Genomic DNA, 15,506 nt, shown 5'->3' with positions numbered 1-15,506 from the left:
GTCGGTCACTTCGGAAATACCGACGGCTGCCCGGTGTCTAGTCCCCAGGCTCTTGGGAATCATGGCGTTGTCCGACAGCGGCAGGTAGGCAGAAGCCACCTGCACGCGGTTGTTCTTGATGATCACGGCCCCGTCATGCAGAGGCGTGTTCGGAATGAAGATGTTGATCAGCAGTTCCCCGGTCACCAGGGCATCGAGCTTGATCCCAGTTTCCACGTATTCTTCCAGGCCGGTTTTCTGCTCCAAAGTGATCAAGGCGCCAATCCGCCGCTTGGACATGTACTGGATGGCCTTGTCAAGCTCCTTGACCAGTCTTTCCTGCTGCTCGCGCTCACTGTTTTCCGAGTCTGAGAACAGGGAGACCCGGCCCAGACGTTCCAGCCCGCGCCGGATTTCCGGCTGGAAAATGACGATAATGCCGATCACCGCCCAGGAAACTATCTGGTCCAGCAAAAAGGTGACGGTCGTCAGCTGGGCCCAGCCCGCCAGAACGCGGGCAACCATGATCAAAATGATCCCGTTGGCCAGCTGCACGGCCTTGGTCCCCCTGATCAGCAAGGTCAGGTGGTAGATAAAGTACCAGGTGATCAAGACATCCAGGACGACTGACAAGGTGTGCCAGGTCCACAGGCTTGAAATATCAAACTGCATGAAATTTCCTTTCTATAATTTTCCGCCGGCTAGTTGCGCGCGTACATCTTGAACTCCAAAAAGAGGTCGTTGTACTCTTGCACCTTGCTGCTTGGCAGATCCCGATAGACTTCCAAATTCTTGATCGTCGACATCGGCGGGTAAAACTGCTTGTCCTGCCGCACGGACTTGGGCAGCAGTTTCTGCGCCGCGGTGTTTGGGGTCGAGTAGCCGATATATTCGGCATTTTGGGCCGCGTTCTTGGGGTCCAGCATGAAGTTGATGAACTTATAGGCTCCGGTCTTGTTCTTGCAGGTCTTGGGGATGACGATGTTGTCAAACCAGAGGTTGGAGCCCTGGGCTGGCACCACGTAGTGAATGTGCGAGTCCTCGCTCATCATCGTGGCCGCTTCCCCGGAATAGGTTACCCCGATCCAGGCCTCGTTTTGGACCATGTACATCTTCAGCTCGTCGGCCACGATGGCCTTGACGTTCTGGCCGATCCGGTCCAGCTTGGCCTTGGCGGCTTTGAGGTGGGCGGAGTTGGTCTCGTTCATGGAATAGCCCATGGAAACCAGGGACATGCCCATGATGTCACGGGCCGAATCGACTAAGAGGATCTGGTCGCGGTACTTTTTCTTCCACAGGTCGTTCCAGGTCTTGATTTCGCCTGGCTTGACATAGCGGTCGTTGTAGACGATGCCCAGGGTGCCCCAGAAGTATGGCACGGAGTATTCGTTTTTCTCGTCAAAGGACTTGTGCAAAAATTCCTTGCCGATGTACTTGAAATTGCTGAGCCGGCTGGTGTCGATCTTGTCCAGCAGCTTGCCCCGGCGCAGTTTCGTTATCATGTAATCCGACGGCACCGCCAGGTCATAGGCCGTTCCGCCCTGCTTGATCTTGGTGTACATGGCTTCATTGGAATCAAAAGTCTCATAGATCACGTGATAGCCGGTCTGCTTTTCAAATTTCGTGATCAAATCCGGATCGATGTAATCGCCCCAGTTGTAGATGATCAGGTCCTTCTTGCTTGAAGCACTGCCGCCGCTGGAGCTGTCCAGTTCCTGGGCACCCAGGTAAAGGCCGAGGCTGACCAGCAGAATGGCCAGGGCCGCGGAGAGAATTTTTTTCATCGCAGCAGCCCTCCCAGCTTGTTAGCCTTCTTGCCCTGCCGCTTGACCAGCAGGTAGTAAATGCCGACCAGAAGCAGGACGAACAAGAAGATGATCGTGCTCAGGGCATTCACTTCCAGGTCGATCCCCTGCCGGGCCCGGGAATAGATTTCAACAGACAAGGTTGTAAAACCATTGCCAGTTACGAAGAAAGTAACCGCGAAATCATCCAAAGAGTAAGTCAAAGCCATGAACAAACCGGACAGAATCCCCGGCGTCAAGGCCGGCAAAAGGACCTGGCTGAAAACCTGGTAATTGTTCGCGCCCAGGTCCCGGGCCGCGTCGATCAAGGAGTTGTCCATTTCCTTCAGCTTCGGCAGAACCATCAAAACCACGATCGGCACGGAAAAAGCGATATGGCTGAGCAGGACGGAGGCAAAGCCCAGGCTGAAACCCAGGGCGGTAAACAGGATCAGGAAGCTGGCCCCGATGATGACGTCAGGCGACACAATCAAGATGTTGTTCAAAGACAGCAAAATCTTGCGCGCCCCGGTCCGGCTGTACTGAATGGCGATTGCCCCAAAAGTTCCCAGCACCGTCGCCGCCAGGCTGGACAAGAGGGCCAGCATGATCGTCTCCAGCAGGATTGCCAGCAGGCGCTTGTCGGCAAACAAGGTCTGGTAGTGCCGCCAGGTAAAGTGCTGGAAGTGGTCCATGCTGGAACCGCTGGAGAACGAAAAGTAGATTAGGTAGAAAATGGGCAGGTACAGGATCACCAAGACCAGGAAAAAATATACCTTGCCCCAAATGGTCTTTTTCATAATTTAATTTCCTTCTTATGCTGTTTGCGCGAGGTAAGCAGCATCACAATGGACATCAGAACGATCAGGATGACCCCGATGGTTGACCCCATATTCCAGTTCATCGTCGTTAAGAAGTACTCCTCCACTGCCGTCCCCAGGGTGATCACGCGATTGCCGCCGATCAGCCGGGTCAGCATGAAGAGGGACAGGGACGGAATGAAGATGGCCTGAATGCCCGATTCGACCCCTGGCCAGGACAAGGGCCAGATGACATAGCGGAAAGTCTGCCAGAAACTGGCTCCCAAATCTGAACTGGCGCTGAGCAGGGCCGGATCGATCTCCTTAAGCGAGTTGTAGATCGGCATCACCATAAACGGTATTTCGATATAAGTCGCCACGAAGATGAAGGCAAAGTCGGTAAACATGATGCCTACCGGCCCGATGCCGAACAAGCCCAGGAACTGGTTGACCATCCCGTTTCTGGAGAAAATGCCGATGAAGGCGTAAGCCTTGAGCAGCAGATTGATCCAGGTCGGCAAAATGATCAGCATCAGCCAGAACTGCTGGTTTTTCAGCCTGGTCAAGACCAGGGCCGTCGGATAGGAGATCAGCAGGCAGAAAAAAGTGATCAAGAGCGCGTACCAAAAAGAGTTGACCATCATTCGCATGAAAGTTCCCGCGGAGAAAAAGGCCGCGAAATTGCGCAGGGTCAGCTGCCCGCTGGCGTCAGTCAGCGAGTAGCCCAGAATCAGCACCAGGGGGGCGATGACAAAGAGGCCGATCCAGAGCAGATACGGCAGCAGAAACAAAAGCCGGTTCTTTTTCATCGCTTAGTCCTCGCCTTCATAAGTTTCCAGGCGGGCGTCGAATTCCTCTTCGGTTTCACCCAGCCGCATGACGTGAATATCCTCCGGGTCAAAGAAGATGCCGACTTCCTGGCCGATCTGCACGCCATTGGTCGAATGGATCAGCCATTCAAATCCGTCCTGGCCAACCGCCTTGATTTCAAAGTGGTCGCCCAGGAAAAGCTGGCTTTGCACCGTCACCAGCAGCTTGCCGGCGGCCGGTTCGGTGATGTCCAGGTCTTCCGGGCGCAGGACCACTTCCACCTTTTCGCCGGAGGTGATCCCCGCGTCGGCGCACTCGAACTTCTTGCCGGCAAATTCCACGGCAAAGTCGCGGATCATCCGGCCAGGCAGGATGTTGGAATCGCCGATGAAGCGGGCAACGAAGTCGTTGACCGGCTCGTCGTAGATGTCGACCGGCGAGCCGCTTTGCTGGATCTCGCCGTCATTCAAGACGAAAATCTCATCGCTCATTGCCAGGGCTTCTTCCTGGTCGTGAGTCACGAAAATAAAAGTAATGCCCAGCTTTTTCTGAATCGCCCGCAGCTCAAACTGCATTTCCTTGCGCAGGCGCTTGTCCAGAGCTGACAGGCACTCGTCCAAAAGCAGGACCTTGGGTTCGTTGATGATCGCGCGCGCGATCGCCACCCGCTGCTGCTGGCCCCCGCTCAGTTCGGAGATCTCCCGGTTGGCATAACCGTCCAGGCGCACGGTGTGCAGGGCCTCCCGGACCTTGGCCCGGATCTCGTTTTCAGGCCGCCGGCGCAGCTTCAGGGCAAAAGCAACGTTCTCATAGACATTCAGATGCGGAAAAAGAGCATAATTCTGAAAAACCGTATTGATATGTCGTTTTGAGGCATCCAGGTTGGTAATGTCCTGGCCGTCAAAGTAGACCCGGCCGGCTGATGCTTCCGTAAAGCCGGCAATGATCCGCAGAATCGTTGTTTTGCCTGAGCCGGACGGCCCCAGCAAAGAGTAGAACTTGCCGGACTCAAGCTCAAGGTTGATGTCCTTCAAGGCTACAAAGCCATCATCATATTGCTTGGTGATGTGATCTAACTTAATAATTTCCATTTGCTGTTCCCATTTTTCTATTTATCCTAATTTATCATTCTTCGCCAATAATGCGGACTTCCGTCTGCAGCGCAATCCCATCCTTTTCTTTGATCGTTTTCTGAATATAGTGAATCAAATTGAGGTAGTCGGTTGCCGTGGCCCCGCCCTTGTTGACGATAAAGCCGGCATGCTTGGTCGACACCTGTGCCCCGCCGATCTGCTTGCCCTGCAGGCCAGCAGCGATAAGCATCGGGCCAACGAAATGGCCGACCGGGCGCTTGAAGACGCTGCCGCAGGACGGGTATTCCAGCGGCTGCTTGTAGCTGCGCAGGGCGTTGAGGTAGTTCATCTGGTCCAGGATCGTGGCCTTGTCGCCCTTCTTCAAGGCAAACACGGCTTCAATGACGATTTCGTCGTTTTCCTGCAAAAGCGAGTGCCGGTAAGAGAAATTCAGCTCTTGATTGCTGTAAGTCTTGAGCTCGCCTGACCTGGTTACCACCGTGGCGCTTTCCAGGCAGTCCTTGGTTTCCCCGCCGTAGGCACCCGCGTTCATGAAGACGGCCCCGCCGACTGAGCCGGGAATGCCGGCGGCAAATTCCAGGCCAGACAGGCCGGCCTTGCCGGCGGCAAAAGAAGTATCAATAATTCTTGCCCCCGCCTGGGCCCGGACCCGGCTGTCTTCAACCTTGATCTCGTTCATTCCCGTCAAGATCAGTACCAGTCCCTTGATCCCCTTGTCGCGGATGATCAGGTTCGAGGCATTGCCGATCACCGTAATCGGCAGCCCGTCTTCTCTGGCCGCGGCCAGGACTGCCCGCAATTCCTCCAGGCTCTTTGGAAAAGCCAGGTATTCCGCTGGACCGCCGGTCTGGGTAAAAGTATACCGGCTCAAGGGAATGTTTTCCTGCAAATCAAGACCTTGTGCTTTTAAATCATGCAACTTCAATGTTGGTGCCTCCTCTAATTCTTCCTTTTGATATTTTACCGCATTCATGCTGTGTTATACTAGCGTATGCCAAGTTAGATTGGCTTAATTTGCACCATGCTCAACCGGAGGCCTTTGCTTATGATGAATTTTGTCGCCATGGACTTTGAAACTGCCAACCAGCATCCCGCCAGTGCCTGTTCCCTGGCCCTGGTGCTGGTGCGAGACAGCAAGATTATTGACCGTTTCTATACTGTCATCAACCCGCAGATGGCTTTTGACGCCCAGCAGGTCAAGGTCCACGACATTACCGCGGACGACGTCGCCGGGGCGCCGACGATGGCCGAAGTCTGGCCCAAGATCCAGCCCCTCTTCCAGCCGGGAATGCTGGTGGCAGCCCACAATGCCCGCTTTGACTGCAACGTCATGAAGCAGTCCCTGGCCCGCTACGGCATTGCCGAACCCCACTACCTGGTGATCGACAGTCTCAAAGTCAGCCGGGAACTGGAGCCGGGCCTGGAGAACTACCAGCTCAACACCGTCTCTGACTTGCTGGGCGTTGAGCTATGGCACCACCACAACGCCTTAAGCGACAGCGAGGCCTGCGCCGGCATTCTCTTGAAAGAAGAAGAGAAGCGGGGCAGCGACTTGATGAAGCAGTTCGTCTATCAAGTCTGACTTTTCCGTAAAAAATGGACCAGCCGCTTGGCTGGTCCATTTTTTTATTTTTGCGCTTGGTAAAGGTCACTGGCCTGCTTGGCCCAAGCCTCGGCTCTCTGGCCGTGCGGCCGCAGCTCCAGCAGGCGTTTCGTCGAGTCCCAGGAATCATCCACCCGGGTCAGGACCAACTCCAGGAAGTCGCTTGGCAGGTCAGCTTGAATCACTTGCGGCCATTCAATGATGACCACCCCTTCTTCTGACAGGTAGTCATTCAAGTCGATTGAGGCCAGGTCGTCGCCTTCCAGTCGGTAGAAATCCATGTGGAAAAGCGGCATCCGCCCTTCGCGGTATTCCCTCACCAAAGTAAAGGTCGGGCTCTTGACCGGCCGCCTGATGCCCAGTTCCCGGCCAAAGCCCTGCGTCATCGTGGTCTTGCCGGCGCCCAGGTCGCCCTTGAGCAATAAGAGGTCGTGCGGCTGGGCGCTTTGAGCCAGTGCGCTGCCAAAGGCCTGCATGTCGGCAGCGGAGTTGATTGCTAATTTCGTCATTTAATTAATCTACCCTTCCATAATTGCTTGAGCAGCCGTCAGGATGCCGATCTTGTAGACGTCATCGGCGCTGCAGCCCCGGGAAAGGTCGTTGACCGGCTTGGCAATGCCCTGCAGAACCGGGCCGATGGCCGTAAAGTTCCCCAGCCGCTGCGCGATCTTGTAGGAAATGTTCCCTGACTGCAGTTCCGGAAAGACGAAGACATTGGCTGAACCAGCCACGGCTGAGTCCGGTGCCTTGAGCTTGGCCACCGCCGGCACGAAGGCCGCGTCAAACTGCAGCTCGCCGTCAGCCGGAATATCCGCATGCTGCTCTTTAAACATTTTAGCCGCCTCAGCCACCTTGTCAACCTGCGGGCCCTTGGCTGAGCCGTGCGTTGAAAAGCTCAGGAAGGCCACCTTGGGATCAATGCCGATCATCTTGGCCGTAGCCGCGGACTGGGCAGCGAATTCAGCCAGCTGGTCGCTGGTCGGGTCGATGGAAATGGCGCAGTCGGCAAAGACGTACTTTTCCTCGCCTCTTTCCATGATGAAGGCGCCGGAAATCCGGTGCATCCCCGGCTTGGTCTTCAAGATGAAGAGGGCCGGGCGAACCGTGTCGGCCGTTGAGTGAGCGGCACCGGAAACCATCCCGTCGGCCTGGCCGGTGTAAACCATCATCGTCCCGTAGAAGTTGGCGTCGTGCAAGGCAGCTTCGGCTTCTTCCATGGTCTGGAAGTGCTTGCCGCCGGCCATCCGCTCGTGGAACTTTTGAACCATTTCTTCAAAATCAGCGCCGTGAAGGTAGTCCACGACCTCTACGCCCGTCAGGTCCAGGCCGTTTGCTTCAGCCAGGGCCGAAACGGCCGCCTGCTCGCCCAGAACGATCGGCTCAACCAGGCCGTCTTGCTTCAAGCGGCTGACCGCCGTCAAAATCCGCGGGTCGCCGCCTTCGGGGAAGACGATCCGCTGCTTGCCGTTTTGCTTAATCACTTGCTTTAACTGTTCAAAAACTTCCATACTGATCTCCTAAAAAACTATTCTTCTGGATCAACCGGCAGCTGCCAGTCAATCGGCGCCAGGCCGAAGCGGATCAAAGCAGTATTGCATCTGGAAAATGGCCGGGATCCGAAAAAGCCCCTGTTTGCCGAAAAAGGACTTGGGTGGGCTGATTTGATGATGACGTTCTTTTCCTCGTCAATTAGGGGGATCTTGTTTTGCGCGAACCGGCCCCAAAGGATAAAGACCACATGGCCCCGCTCGCTCAGCGCCTTGATCGCCGCGTCAGTCACCTGCTCCCAGCCCTTGCCCTGGTGGCCGTTGGCCTGCCCGTAGGGCACGGTCAAAACCGCGTTGAGCAGCAAGACCCCCTGGTCGGCCCAGCGCTTGAGGTAGCCGTGCTCTACCGGCTGGGCGCCGACGTCGTCGTACAGTTCCTGGTAAATATTGCGCAAAGACGGCGGCAGCGGCGTTCCCGGCATGACTGAAAAGCTCATGCCATTGGCCTGGCCGGGATTGTGATAAGGGTCCTGGCCCAAAATAACGACCTTGGTATCCTTGAACGGCGTCAGCTTGAAGGCCGTAAAGATATGGTACATGTCCGGATAGATCTGCTTGCTTTGATATTCCTGCTTTAAAAAGTCGTGCAGCGTGTGATATTCATCACTTTCAAATACCGGCGCGAGCACCTGGTCCCAATCATTTCCAATAAAATGTTTCATCTGCTATTCACCTTAGTCAATCTTACCATGATTGCCCCCTGATTTAAAGAAATTAGTGAAATAATTCACGACAACTTTTTTCAAATAAAGAAATATTTCCCTGGCATAAAAGCACCTGCTTTATGTTATTATGAAATCGATAACATAAAGGAGGTAATTACATGATTAAACTGATCGCCTGTGACTTGGACGGCACCCTGCTGAACTCATCCATGGAAGTTTCCGAAGGCAATGTTCAAGCCATCAAACGTGCTCAACAAAACGGCATCGAGTTCATGGTGGCAAGCGGCCGGGCTCCTCACGAATCCCAGCCCATGATGAAAGAATACGGCATTGACTGCGGCTTTATCAACTTAAACGGCGGCCTGGTCTTTGACACGGCTGGCAAGCTGATCGTCAAGAACCCGCTGGACCTGGAAACGGCCAAGAAGATCTGCCGTCTGCTCAAGAAGGAAGGCTTCTACTTTGAGCTGGTTACGGGCAGCCATGTCTACTCCGAAGACTTGAGCCAACGGATTACCAACGTTGCGCATTTGATGGTCGAACTGAACCCGATGCTGACCTTCAAGGAGGCCGTTTTGGTCTCTGCCAGCAAGCCAGCCATCGTCAGCATCCAGCAGGTGCCAAGCTATGAGGACCTGATGGATGAACCCGGCACTGAAGTGATGAAGATCCTGGTCTTTGACTCCCGGGGCCCTTGCGCCTTCACCGAAGTGATCAAGGAAATCCAGAAACTTGGCGACCTGTCGATCACTTCCAGCGCGGCCGACAACATCGAAATCAATGCCGCCAGCGCCCAGAAGGGCCAGGCCCTGATGGACTATGCGGCTGCCAAAGGGATCAAGCGCGAGGAAGTTGCCGCCATTGGCGACAACATGAACGACGAAAGCATGATCGTGGCTGCCGGCACCGGCGTGGCCATGGGCAATGCTGTGCCGCAGATCAAGAAGGTCGCCAGCTTCGTCACCAAAAACAACAATGAAGACGGGGTTGCCTGGGCCATCGACCGCATCATCAGCGACAACCAAAAAGAGTCGGACAAATGATTTACAATCTCTACCTGACTCAAGAAGGCCGGACAGGGCAGATCCCCATCACCGATGAGCAAGGCAAGCCCTTCGGGGCAATTCGCGGCAAGCTTGACAACCCCAACCACACGCTTTATCTCATGGATACCTGCGGCAGCGAAATCGGCCGCCTCTTCAGCGACGGCACCGGCTTGATCGCCTCTTACACCCTTGACGTAGTGCACCACTCGCTGGTCCACGTCAAGAAGGTCAACAGCCACCAGATGAACCTGTTTTACATCACCCGGCTGAACTACTGGGTCAACGGCAGCATCAAGCAGGGCAGCTACGCCTTCCGCAGCGGCTTCAAAAAAGTCGCCTCCGTCAAAACGGTAGTTGACGACAAGGGCGTTACCCTGACCTGCCAGATCAGCCGGGAAGAGGACACCCCCTTCATCCTGCTGATCGCGGTTCTTTTTACCCAGTGGCACGTCACCCCGCTCGACCTGCCGGACTTTCTGCCGATCATCAGCCGGCGGACGACCAGCACGGCCAACTTTTTTAAACTTTTTTCACCATATGGTCGTAAACACGGTCGCCAATAGTCATTGAATTAGTAGTTGCGAAACCCTTGTGCAGGTACAATTGCCTTGCGCGAGGGTTTTCTAGATCCACGTTCAGGCTGATCTTCTTGTAGCCGTGCTTTTTGGCCAGCTTCGGGGCGATTTCCAGCAGGCGGCTGGCAATTCCCTTTCCCCAGTCCCGCGGGGAAACCGCCAGGGCATCGATGTACCATTCCCCTTTCTGGGCTTCCTTGTCGGTGAAGATGTCCGTCGTCAGCGGCAGGCCGACCTTGGCCATCTCTTTTTTGAGGACCACGTCGATGATGCCCTGGGCCTTGTCGGGGTACATGCAGATCATGCCGCGGACCCGGTCGTTTTCGTCCGTTTCAACCCAGATGCGGTTGTAGGAGTAGCGGTAGTTTTCTGAAATGAAGCCCAGCCGCATCAAGTCGTAGAACTGGCTCTCCGGCAGACGGTTGATGGTTTCCATCTCCATTTCATCAAAAATCTGGTTCAAAATCGGAAAAATCGCTTCATAGTCGCTTTTTCTTGCCTTGCGAATCATCTTTTCTCCCTTCTGCTTAGTGACAGTTTTCTATATAATTTGCTTTCCTACCATCCATCTTACTATACTCAGGAAAAAAATGGCACTTGCGCCGCTTTTTCAAAGAAAATTAAAAAAGTTCCCAGCGGTTAATCTACGTCACGTACTTAACCGTTAGGAACTTTCCTTATATTCAGCTGTCGTTTGCATTTTATGGTGGTCTCAGTCCTTTCCCGAGCCTAATCTGGTTCTGCTCTGCGAAAATAAGCTTAACTTTCTGGTGGAGTATCCTCCTTGAATAATTAACTCTTTTCTTTGTTTACACCTTTATAATACCACGTTTGTAAGCGGTGTCAACCAGTATGCTGAGATTTTTTTGAAAAAAGTTTTAAGGCCAGCCACAAAAAAACGCTCCCGCAAGGGAGCGCTTTTGATATGACAGTCAAAAATTAGTCTTGGTAGTTTACCAAAGCCAGGTATGAGTCTGGCTTCAATGAAGCACCACCAACCAAGCCGCCGTCGATGTCTGGCTTAGCCATCAATTCCTTGACGTTGGCTGGCTTTACTGAACCGCCGTATTGGATACGAACGTTTTCAGCAGTTTCTTCGTTGTACAAGTCCTTCACAGTTTCACGGATGGTCTTGCACATTTCTTCAGCTTGGTCGCTGGAAGCAGTCTTGCCAGTGCCGATAGCCCAGATTGGTTCGTAAGCGATAACCAGCTTGGAAACTTGTTCACTGGTCAAACCTTCCAAACCAGCCTTGATTTGGCTGACAACCCATTCGTTTTCCTTGCCGGCTTCACGGGTTTCCAGTGATTCGCCGCAGCAAAGAATTGGAGTCATGCCGTTGGCAAAGATTGCCTTGGCCTTCTTGTTGATGTCTTCGTCAGTTTCGTGGAAGTAGCCGCGACGTTCTGAGTGGCCGATGATAACGTATTGAACGCCCATTTCCTTCAAAACTGCTGGAGAAGTTTCGCCAGTGAAGGCACCGGAGTTTTCCCAGTAGCAGTTTTCAGCGCCGACGTGCAGGTTTGAGCCTTCAGCAGCCTTGAGCAAAGCGTCAAGGTCAACTGCTGGGGCACAAATCAATGATTCAACCTTTGATGAGTCTGGCAATTGGTCCTTAACAGCGTTTACGAACTCAACAGTTTCCTTTGGGTTCATGTTCAGCTTCCAGTTACCAGCAATAATTGGGGTACGTGACATTTAAAAATTCCTCCTAAATTACTTGTCTGAAACGCAGGCGATACCTGGCAATTCCTTACCTTCAAGGTATTCAAGAGATGCGCCACCACCAGTTGAGATGTGAGTCAGCTTAGGAGCGATGCCCAATTGCTTGGCTGCAGCAGTTGAGTCACCACCGCCGACGATGGTAGTTGCGTCTGGCAGGTCAGCCAAAGCACGGCCGACTTCCAAAGTACCCTTGGCGAAGTTAGGCATTTCAAAGACGCCCATTGGCCCGTTCCAAACAACAGTCTTGGCACCTTCAAGAGTCTTCTTGAAGAGTTCAACAGTCTTAGGACCGATGTCCAGACCCATTTCGTTGTCAGGAATGTCTTGGCCAACAACTTCTGAAGCAGCATCGTTGTTGAATTCAGTTGCGGCTACGTTGTCGATTGGCAGAACCAGCTTGTCACCGGCCTTTTCCAGCAATTCCTTGGCAAATTCAACCTTGTCGTCTTCAACCAGGGACTTGCCGATCTTGTGGCCTTGGGCCTTCAAGAAGGTGTAAGCCATACCACCACCGATGATGATGTGGTCAGCCTTAGGAATCAAGTTGGTGATAACGCCGATCTTGTCGGAAACCTTGGCACCACCCAAAATGGTTACGAATGGGTGAACCGGGTTGGCAACAGCGTTGCCCAGGAACTTGATTTCCTTTTCAAGCAGGAAACCAGCAGCTGCAGGCTTGCCGGCGGCCTTCATGGCAGTAGCGATACCAACGTTTGAAGCGTGGCTGCGGTGAGCAGTACCGAAAGCGTCGTTTACGAATACGTCGCCCAATGATGCCCAGTATTCGCCCAGCTTAGGGTCGTTCTTTGATTCGCGCTTGCCGAAGTCGTTGTCGATGTCTTGGAAACGAGTGTTTTCCAAAACAACTACGTCGCCGTCCTTCATGTTGTTGATGGCGTCTTCAACTTCCTTGCCTTCGTTTGATGGCACGAAAGTTACTGGCTTTTCAAGCAATTCGCCCAAACGCTTGGCAACTGGTGCCAGGCTCAAGCTCTTCTTGTCTTCATCGCTCTTGATCCGGCCAAGGTGGGAAAGCAAGATAGCCTTGCCGCCGTGTTCGATGATGTACTTGATGGTTGGCAAAGCAGCCACGATACGGTTGTCGTCGCCGATAACGCCGTCCTTGATCGGCACGTTGAAGTCAACGCGAACCAAAACCTTCTTGTCCTTAACGTCTACGTCAGAAACAATCAATTTAGCCATTGAAAAAATCTCCTATATTCATCGAAAAAAGGCGGAAGGAAGATATTTCCCTCCGCCTTCTTTCATACTACTAATTCAATTTAGAGAACTTTAAATTAAAGAGTAGCAAAGTGCAACAAAGTACGAACCATTTGGCAAGTGAATGAGTATTCGTTGTCGTACCAAGCAACAGTCTTAACAAGTTGCTTGTCGCCTGCAGTGATAACTTGGGTTTGAGTTGGGTCGAAGATTGAGCCAGCAGTCATGCCCAATACGTCAGTAGAAACGATTTGGTCTGCGTTGTAAGCAAATGATGGGCTTTCGTACTTCTTCATAGCTGCGTTAACTTCTTCAGCAGTTACCTTCTTGTCCAAGATAGTAACAAGTTCAGTTTCTGAACCGTCCTTAACTGGAACACGTTGTGCGTGGCCGTCAAGCTTGCCGTTCAATTCTGGCAATACCAGACCGATGGCCTTAGCTGCACCAGTTGAGTGAGGAATGATGTTTTCAGCAGCGGCACGAGCGTTGCGGAAGTTGTTGCCTCTGTCAGGACCATCCAAAACCTTTTGAGTTGCAGTGTAAGCGTGGATAGTAGTCATAGTACCAACTTCGATACCAAATTCCTTGTTCAAAGCGTTAGCCATTGGAGCAAGTGAGTTGGTAGTGCATGAACCAGCTGAAACGATAGTGTCGTCAGCAGTCAAAGTGTCTTGGTTTACTGAGTAAACGATAGTCTTCAAGTCGTTGCCGGCTGGAGCTGAGATCAAGACACGCTTTGCACCAGCGTCAAGGTGGGCTTGTGACTTAGCCTTGCTAGTGTAGAAACCAGTACATTCAAGAACGAAGTCAACGCCGTCGTTCTTAACCCAAGGAATGTTTTGAGCTTGTGGTTCAGCGTATACGCGGTACTTCTTGCCGTCTACAACCAGTGAGTCTTCAGTAGCTGAAACTTCGTGGTCGAAAGTGCCGTGAGTTGAGTCATACTTCAACAGGTGAGCCAACATAGCTGGAGTAGTCAAGTCGTTGATAGCAACAACTTCGATGTCCTTGGTTTCTTCACCCAAGTCCATGATACGACGGAATGCCAAACGACCAATACGGCCAAAACCGTTAATACCAATCTTAACTGTCATATTCGAAAAGTCCTCCTTAAGAACTATAAACAACATTTTATTTTAAGCGGGCAAGCCCGTTTAAAATCTGATTTGCGGCTGCCTCATCAGTGATTAGCCAGGTTTGATGAGGAGCGTTGCGCATATAAGCCTGAATTGCCCTGGCCTTTCTTGAGCCAAGCGCGATTGCCAGGATATGCGGGACGTTCGTTAAGTTCTCGAACTGCAATCCAACCTGTCTGATGCGTTCGACAACATGGCCTTCTTCATCGAAGAAACATCCAAAACATTCGGTGACGGCCTTGTTCTCCCGCAGCCGGGCCAGAGCCACTGAATCGTAGCCCCGCCGTCTGGCCATTTCACTGGCCAGGCCGATGCCGTGAATCACGATATCGCTTTGGGAGATGTCCTGCAGCACCCCGCTGATTTCCGGATCCCGGACCAGAGACCGGTAAGCGTCTTTGGAAACGTGTTCCGGCAAAAAGAGGGATTCGTAGCTGCCGCCAGTGGCTCTTGCCATTTCCTGCACGACCGCATTGCTTTCCGTGTTGACCCGGCCGCCCAAGGCGCCCCTTCCGGGAACGAACCTCAATGTCCGGTTTTCACTCAAACTGCGGTTGAGCTTTCTGGCAACCTTGGCAATCGTCTTGCCGCCCATGACGGTCACAATGCAGTCCGCCAAAGGGAGCAGCAGATTCAAGGCTGAGTTGAGCTCTTCACCAGCCAGATCATAGACCCGGCTTTGAAGGTCAGCATCACCAGCGACGATGATTGTCCGATCAATTCCTAAAGCCTGTGCCAACCGTACTTCTGCTTGGCTGGCATTAAAAAGTCGATCAACAATCGGTGCTGCATCTTTTACAACACTCTCTCCTTTGTCAGTGAGGAACATCCCGAAATTCTTGATTTCGATCAAGCCTTGATCACGCAGGTAATCAGTCTCGGTGCGGATGTTTCTCTCGCTCAGCCCCAGCTGCCGGGCCACCATCCGGCGGCCAACCGGCGCGTGCAGGCTGATCTGTTCAAGGATGAGATATCTTTGTCGAAAGATCTTTAAAGCATCGGGAACAAGCAGTTCGAGCAAGGATAAATCCGTGTTCAAAGTAACCATCCTTCTAGTGGGACGCTTTCCGACCATCATGTTGTCGTTTGCTGTCCCACATTGCTTAAAAATATAAGAGAAACAAGACTTTGCTTAAATCTCCATTTCTCTCTCGACACTCTTAGTATAACAGAATTCGTCTCGTATGCAAGTTTTTTTACTGCATCCCCTAGGTCAAAAGTGAGTTTTATAACTTTCTTGACCTTTTTCGCAGATACTTTACAAGTTTTTACGTTTTTTTTGCTTTTTCCCCTTCCCATTCGCCGAAACTCTGCTATAATTAATAACTGTGATTGGGACCCTTAGTGTAATGGATCGCACGCAAGATTCCGGTTCTTGAAATCTGGGTTCGACTCCCAGGGGGTCCATCATAAAAAAAAACCGCTACTTTTCAGTAGCGGTTTTCTTTTTGTCTTTTTTGATCAGTCAAACAGCGCCGCCAGATCCTGCATCTGCAGCTCCTGTTTGGCCTGGCCCTGGTA

17 protein-coding genes and 1 tRNA gene are annotated in these 15,506 nt (G+C 52.6%); 4 read left to right on the top strand and 14 right to left on the bottom strand.

What is annotated here, in order from left to right; all coding sequences use genetic code 11:
* The 6 genes from cdaA to murB form a co-directional block, all read right to left on the bottom strand.
* Window positions 1-651, bottom strand: a 651-nt coding sequence (gene cdaA, locus lacNas_RS12120) for a diadenylate cyclase CdaA (RefSeq protein WP_201346900.1), incomplete at its 3' end; no start/stop codon positions are given.
* Between the two features lie 29 nt (window positions 652-680).
* A complete protein-coding gene (locus lacNas_RS12115; protein ID WP_201330107.1) occupies window positions 681-1,763 on the bottom strand; it encodes an ABC transporter substrate-binding protein in 1,083 nt (360 codons plus the stop codon).
* The gene (locus lacNas_RS12110) at window positions 1,760-2,563 is read right to left on the bottom strand and encodes an ABC transporter permease (RefSeq protein ID WP_201330108.1); all 804 of its coding nucleotides are present in this window, start codon (window positions 2,561-2,563) and stop codon (window positions 1,760-1,762) included. Before lacNas_RS12110 ends, lacNas_RS12115 begins: the two co-directional genes overlap by 4 nt.
* Entirely contained in the window at window positions 2,560-3,372 is an 813-nt protein-coding gene (locus tag lacNas_RS12105) for an ABC transporter permease (RefSeq protein ID WP_201330109.1), read from the bottom strand. The genes lacNas_RS12110 and lacNas_RS12105 overlap by 4 nt, the downstream gene beginning before the upstream one ends.
* 3 nt (window positions 3,373-3,375) lie before the next feature.
* Window positions 3,376-4,464 carry an ABC transporter ATP-binding protein gene (locus lacNas_RS12100; protein WP_201330110.1) on the bottom strand — a complete coding sequence of 363 codons (1,089 nt, stop codon included), beginning with the start codon at window positions 4,462-4,464 and terminating at the stop codon, window positions 3,376-3,378.
* A 34-nt stretch (window positions 4,465-4,498) separates the two neighbouring features.
* Window positions 4,499-5,392: a UDP-N-acetylmuramate dehydrogenase gene (gene murB / locus lacNas_RS12095; protein WP_201330111.1), complete on the bottom strand. Its 894-nt coding sequence runs from the start codon at window positions 5,390-5,392 to the stop codon at window positions 4,499-4,501.
* A gap of 123 nt (window positions 5,393-5,515) precedes the next feature.
* On the opposite strand from murB, the gene lacNas_RS12090 reads away from it, so the two are divergent.
* Window positions 5,516-6,049: a 3'-5' exonuclease gene (locus lacNas_RS12090; protein ID WP_201330122.1), complete on the top strand. Its 534-nt coding sequence runs from the start codon at window positions 5,516-5,518 to the stop codon at window positions 6,047-6,049.
* Between the two features lie 44 nt (window positions 6,050-6,093).
* On the opposite strand, the gene tsaE is transcribed toward lacNas_RS12090, so the two are convergent.
* Genes tsaE through lacNas_RS12075 form a run of 3 tightly spaced genes read right to left on the bottom strand, consistent with a single transcriptional unit; the run spans window position 6,094 to window position 8,279 of the window.
* Window positions 6,094-6,579 carry a tRNA (adenosine(37)-N6)-threonylcarbamoyltransferase complex ATPase subunit type 1 TsaE gene (gene tsaE / locus lacNas_RS12085; RefSeq protein WP_201330112.1) on the bottom strand — a complete coding sequence of 162 codons (486 nt, stop codon included), beginning with the start codon at window positions 6,577-6,579 and terminating at the stop codon, window positions 6,094-6,096.
* A gap of 9 nt (window positions 6,580-6,588) precedes the next feature.
* On the bottom strand, window positions 6,589-7,578 hold the full coding sequence (gene pta, locus lacNas_RS12080) for a phosphate acetyltransferase (protein WP_201330113.1): 990 nt from the start codon (window positions 7,576-7,578) through the stop codon (window positions 6,589-6,591).
* A 17-nt stretch (window positions 7,579-7,595) separates the two neighbouring features.
* Entirely contained in the window at window positions 7,596-8,279 is a 684-nt protein-coding gene (locus tag lacNas_RS12075) for a uracil-DNA glycosylase (protein WP_201330114.1), read from the bottom strand.
* A 161-nt stretch (window positions 8,280-8,440) separates the two neighbouring features.
* On the opposite strand from lacNas_RS12075, the gene lacNas_RS12070 reads away from it, so the two are divergent.
* Together lacNas_RS12070 and lacNas_RS12065 are read left to right on the top strand one after the other, a co-directional pair.
* On the top strand, window positions 8,441-9,325 hold the full coding sequence (locus lacNas_RS12070; RefSeq protein ID WP_201330115.1) for a Cof-type HAD-IIB family hydrolase: 885 nt from the start codon (window positions 8,441-8,443) through the stop codon (window positions 9,323-9,325).
* Window positions 9,322-9,891, top strand: coding sequence for an LURP-one-related/scramblase family protein (locus lacNas_RS12065; RefSeq protein ID WP_201330116.1), 570 nt, complete (start codon window positions 9,322-9,324; stop codon window positions 9,889-9,891). The genes lacNas_RS12070 and lacNas_RS12065 overlap by 4 nt, the downstream gene beginning before the upstream one ends.
* Here lacNas_RS12065 and lacNas_RS12060 read toward each other — a convergent pair.
* The 5 genes from lacNas_RS12060 to lacNas_RS12040 form a co-directional block, all read right to left on the bottom strand.
* Complete coding sequence (locus lacNas_RS12060) at window positions 9,848-10,414, bottom strand: GNAT family N-acetyltransferase (protein ID WP_201330117.1); 567 nt, start codon at window positions 10,412-10,414, stop codon at window positions 9,848-9,850. The two genes, lacNas_RS12065 and lacNas_RS12060, sit on opposite strands and share 44 nt — an antisense overlap.
* A 428-nt stretch (window positions 10,415-10,842) precedes the next feature.
* Window positions 10,843-11,601 carry a triose-phosphate isomerase gene (tpiA, locus tag lacNas_RS12055; RefSeq protein WP_201330118.1) on the bottom strand — a complete coding sequence of 253 codons (759 nt, stop codon included), beginning with the start codon at window positions 11,599-11,601 and terminating at the stop codon, window positions 10,843-10,845.
* An 18-nt stretch (window positions 11,602-11,619) separates the two neighbouring features.
* Window positions 11,620-12,831 carry a phosphoglycerate kinase gene (locus tag lacNas_RS12050; protein WP_201330119.1) on the bottom strand — a complete coding sequence of 404 codons (1,212 nt, stop codon included), beginning with the start codon at window positions 12,829-12,831 and terminating at the stop codon, window positions 11,620-11,622.
* 95 nt (window positions 12,832-12,926) lie between these two features.
* Entirely contained in the window at window positions 12,927-13,943 is a 1,017-nt protein-coding gene (gap, locus tag lacNas_RS12045; RefSeq protein WP_201330120.1) for a type I glyceraldehyde-3-phosphate dehydrogenase, read from the bottom strand.
* Between the two features lie 37 nt (window positions 13,944-13,980).
* Window positions 13,981-15,024, bottom strand: a complete 1,044-nt coding sequence (locus lacNas_RS12040) for a sugar-binding domain-containing protein (RefSeq protein WP_201330121.1) — start codon at window positions 15,022-15,024, stop codon at window positions 13,981-13,983.
* A 296-nt stretch (window positions 15,025-15,320) separates the two neighbouring features.
* Between lacNas_RS12040 and lacNas_RS12035 the strand changes: the two genes are divergently transcribed.
* Window positions 15,321-15,392: transfer RNA gene (locus lacNas_RS12035), tRNA-Arg, on the top strand.
* The last annotated feature ends 114 nt before the right edge of the window (window positions 15,393-15,506 follow it).

This window comes from Lactobacillus nasalidis (assembly GCF_016587775.1).
In the GTDB taxonomy this organism is placed as follows: Bacteria; Bacillota; Bacilli; order Lactobacillales; family Lactobacillaceae; genus Lactobacillus; species Lactobacillus nasalidis.
This window is presented reverse-complemented; position numbering and strand designations above follow the sequence as displayed.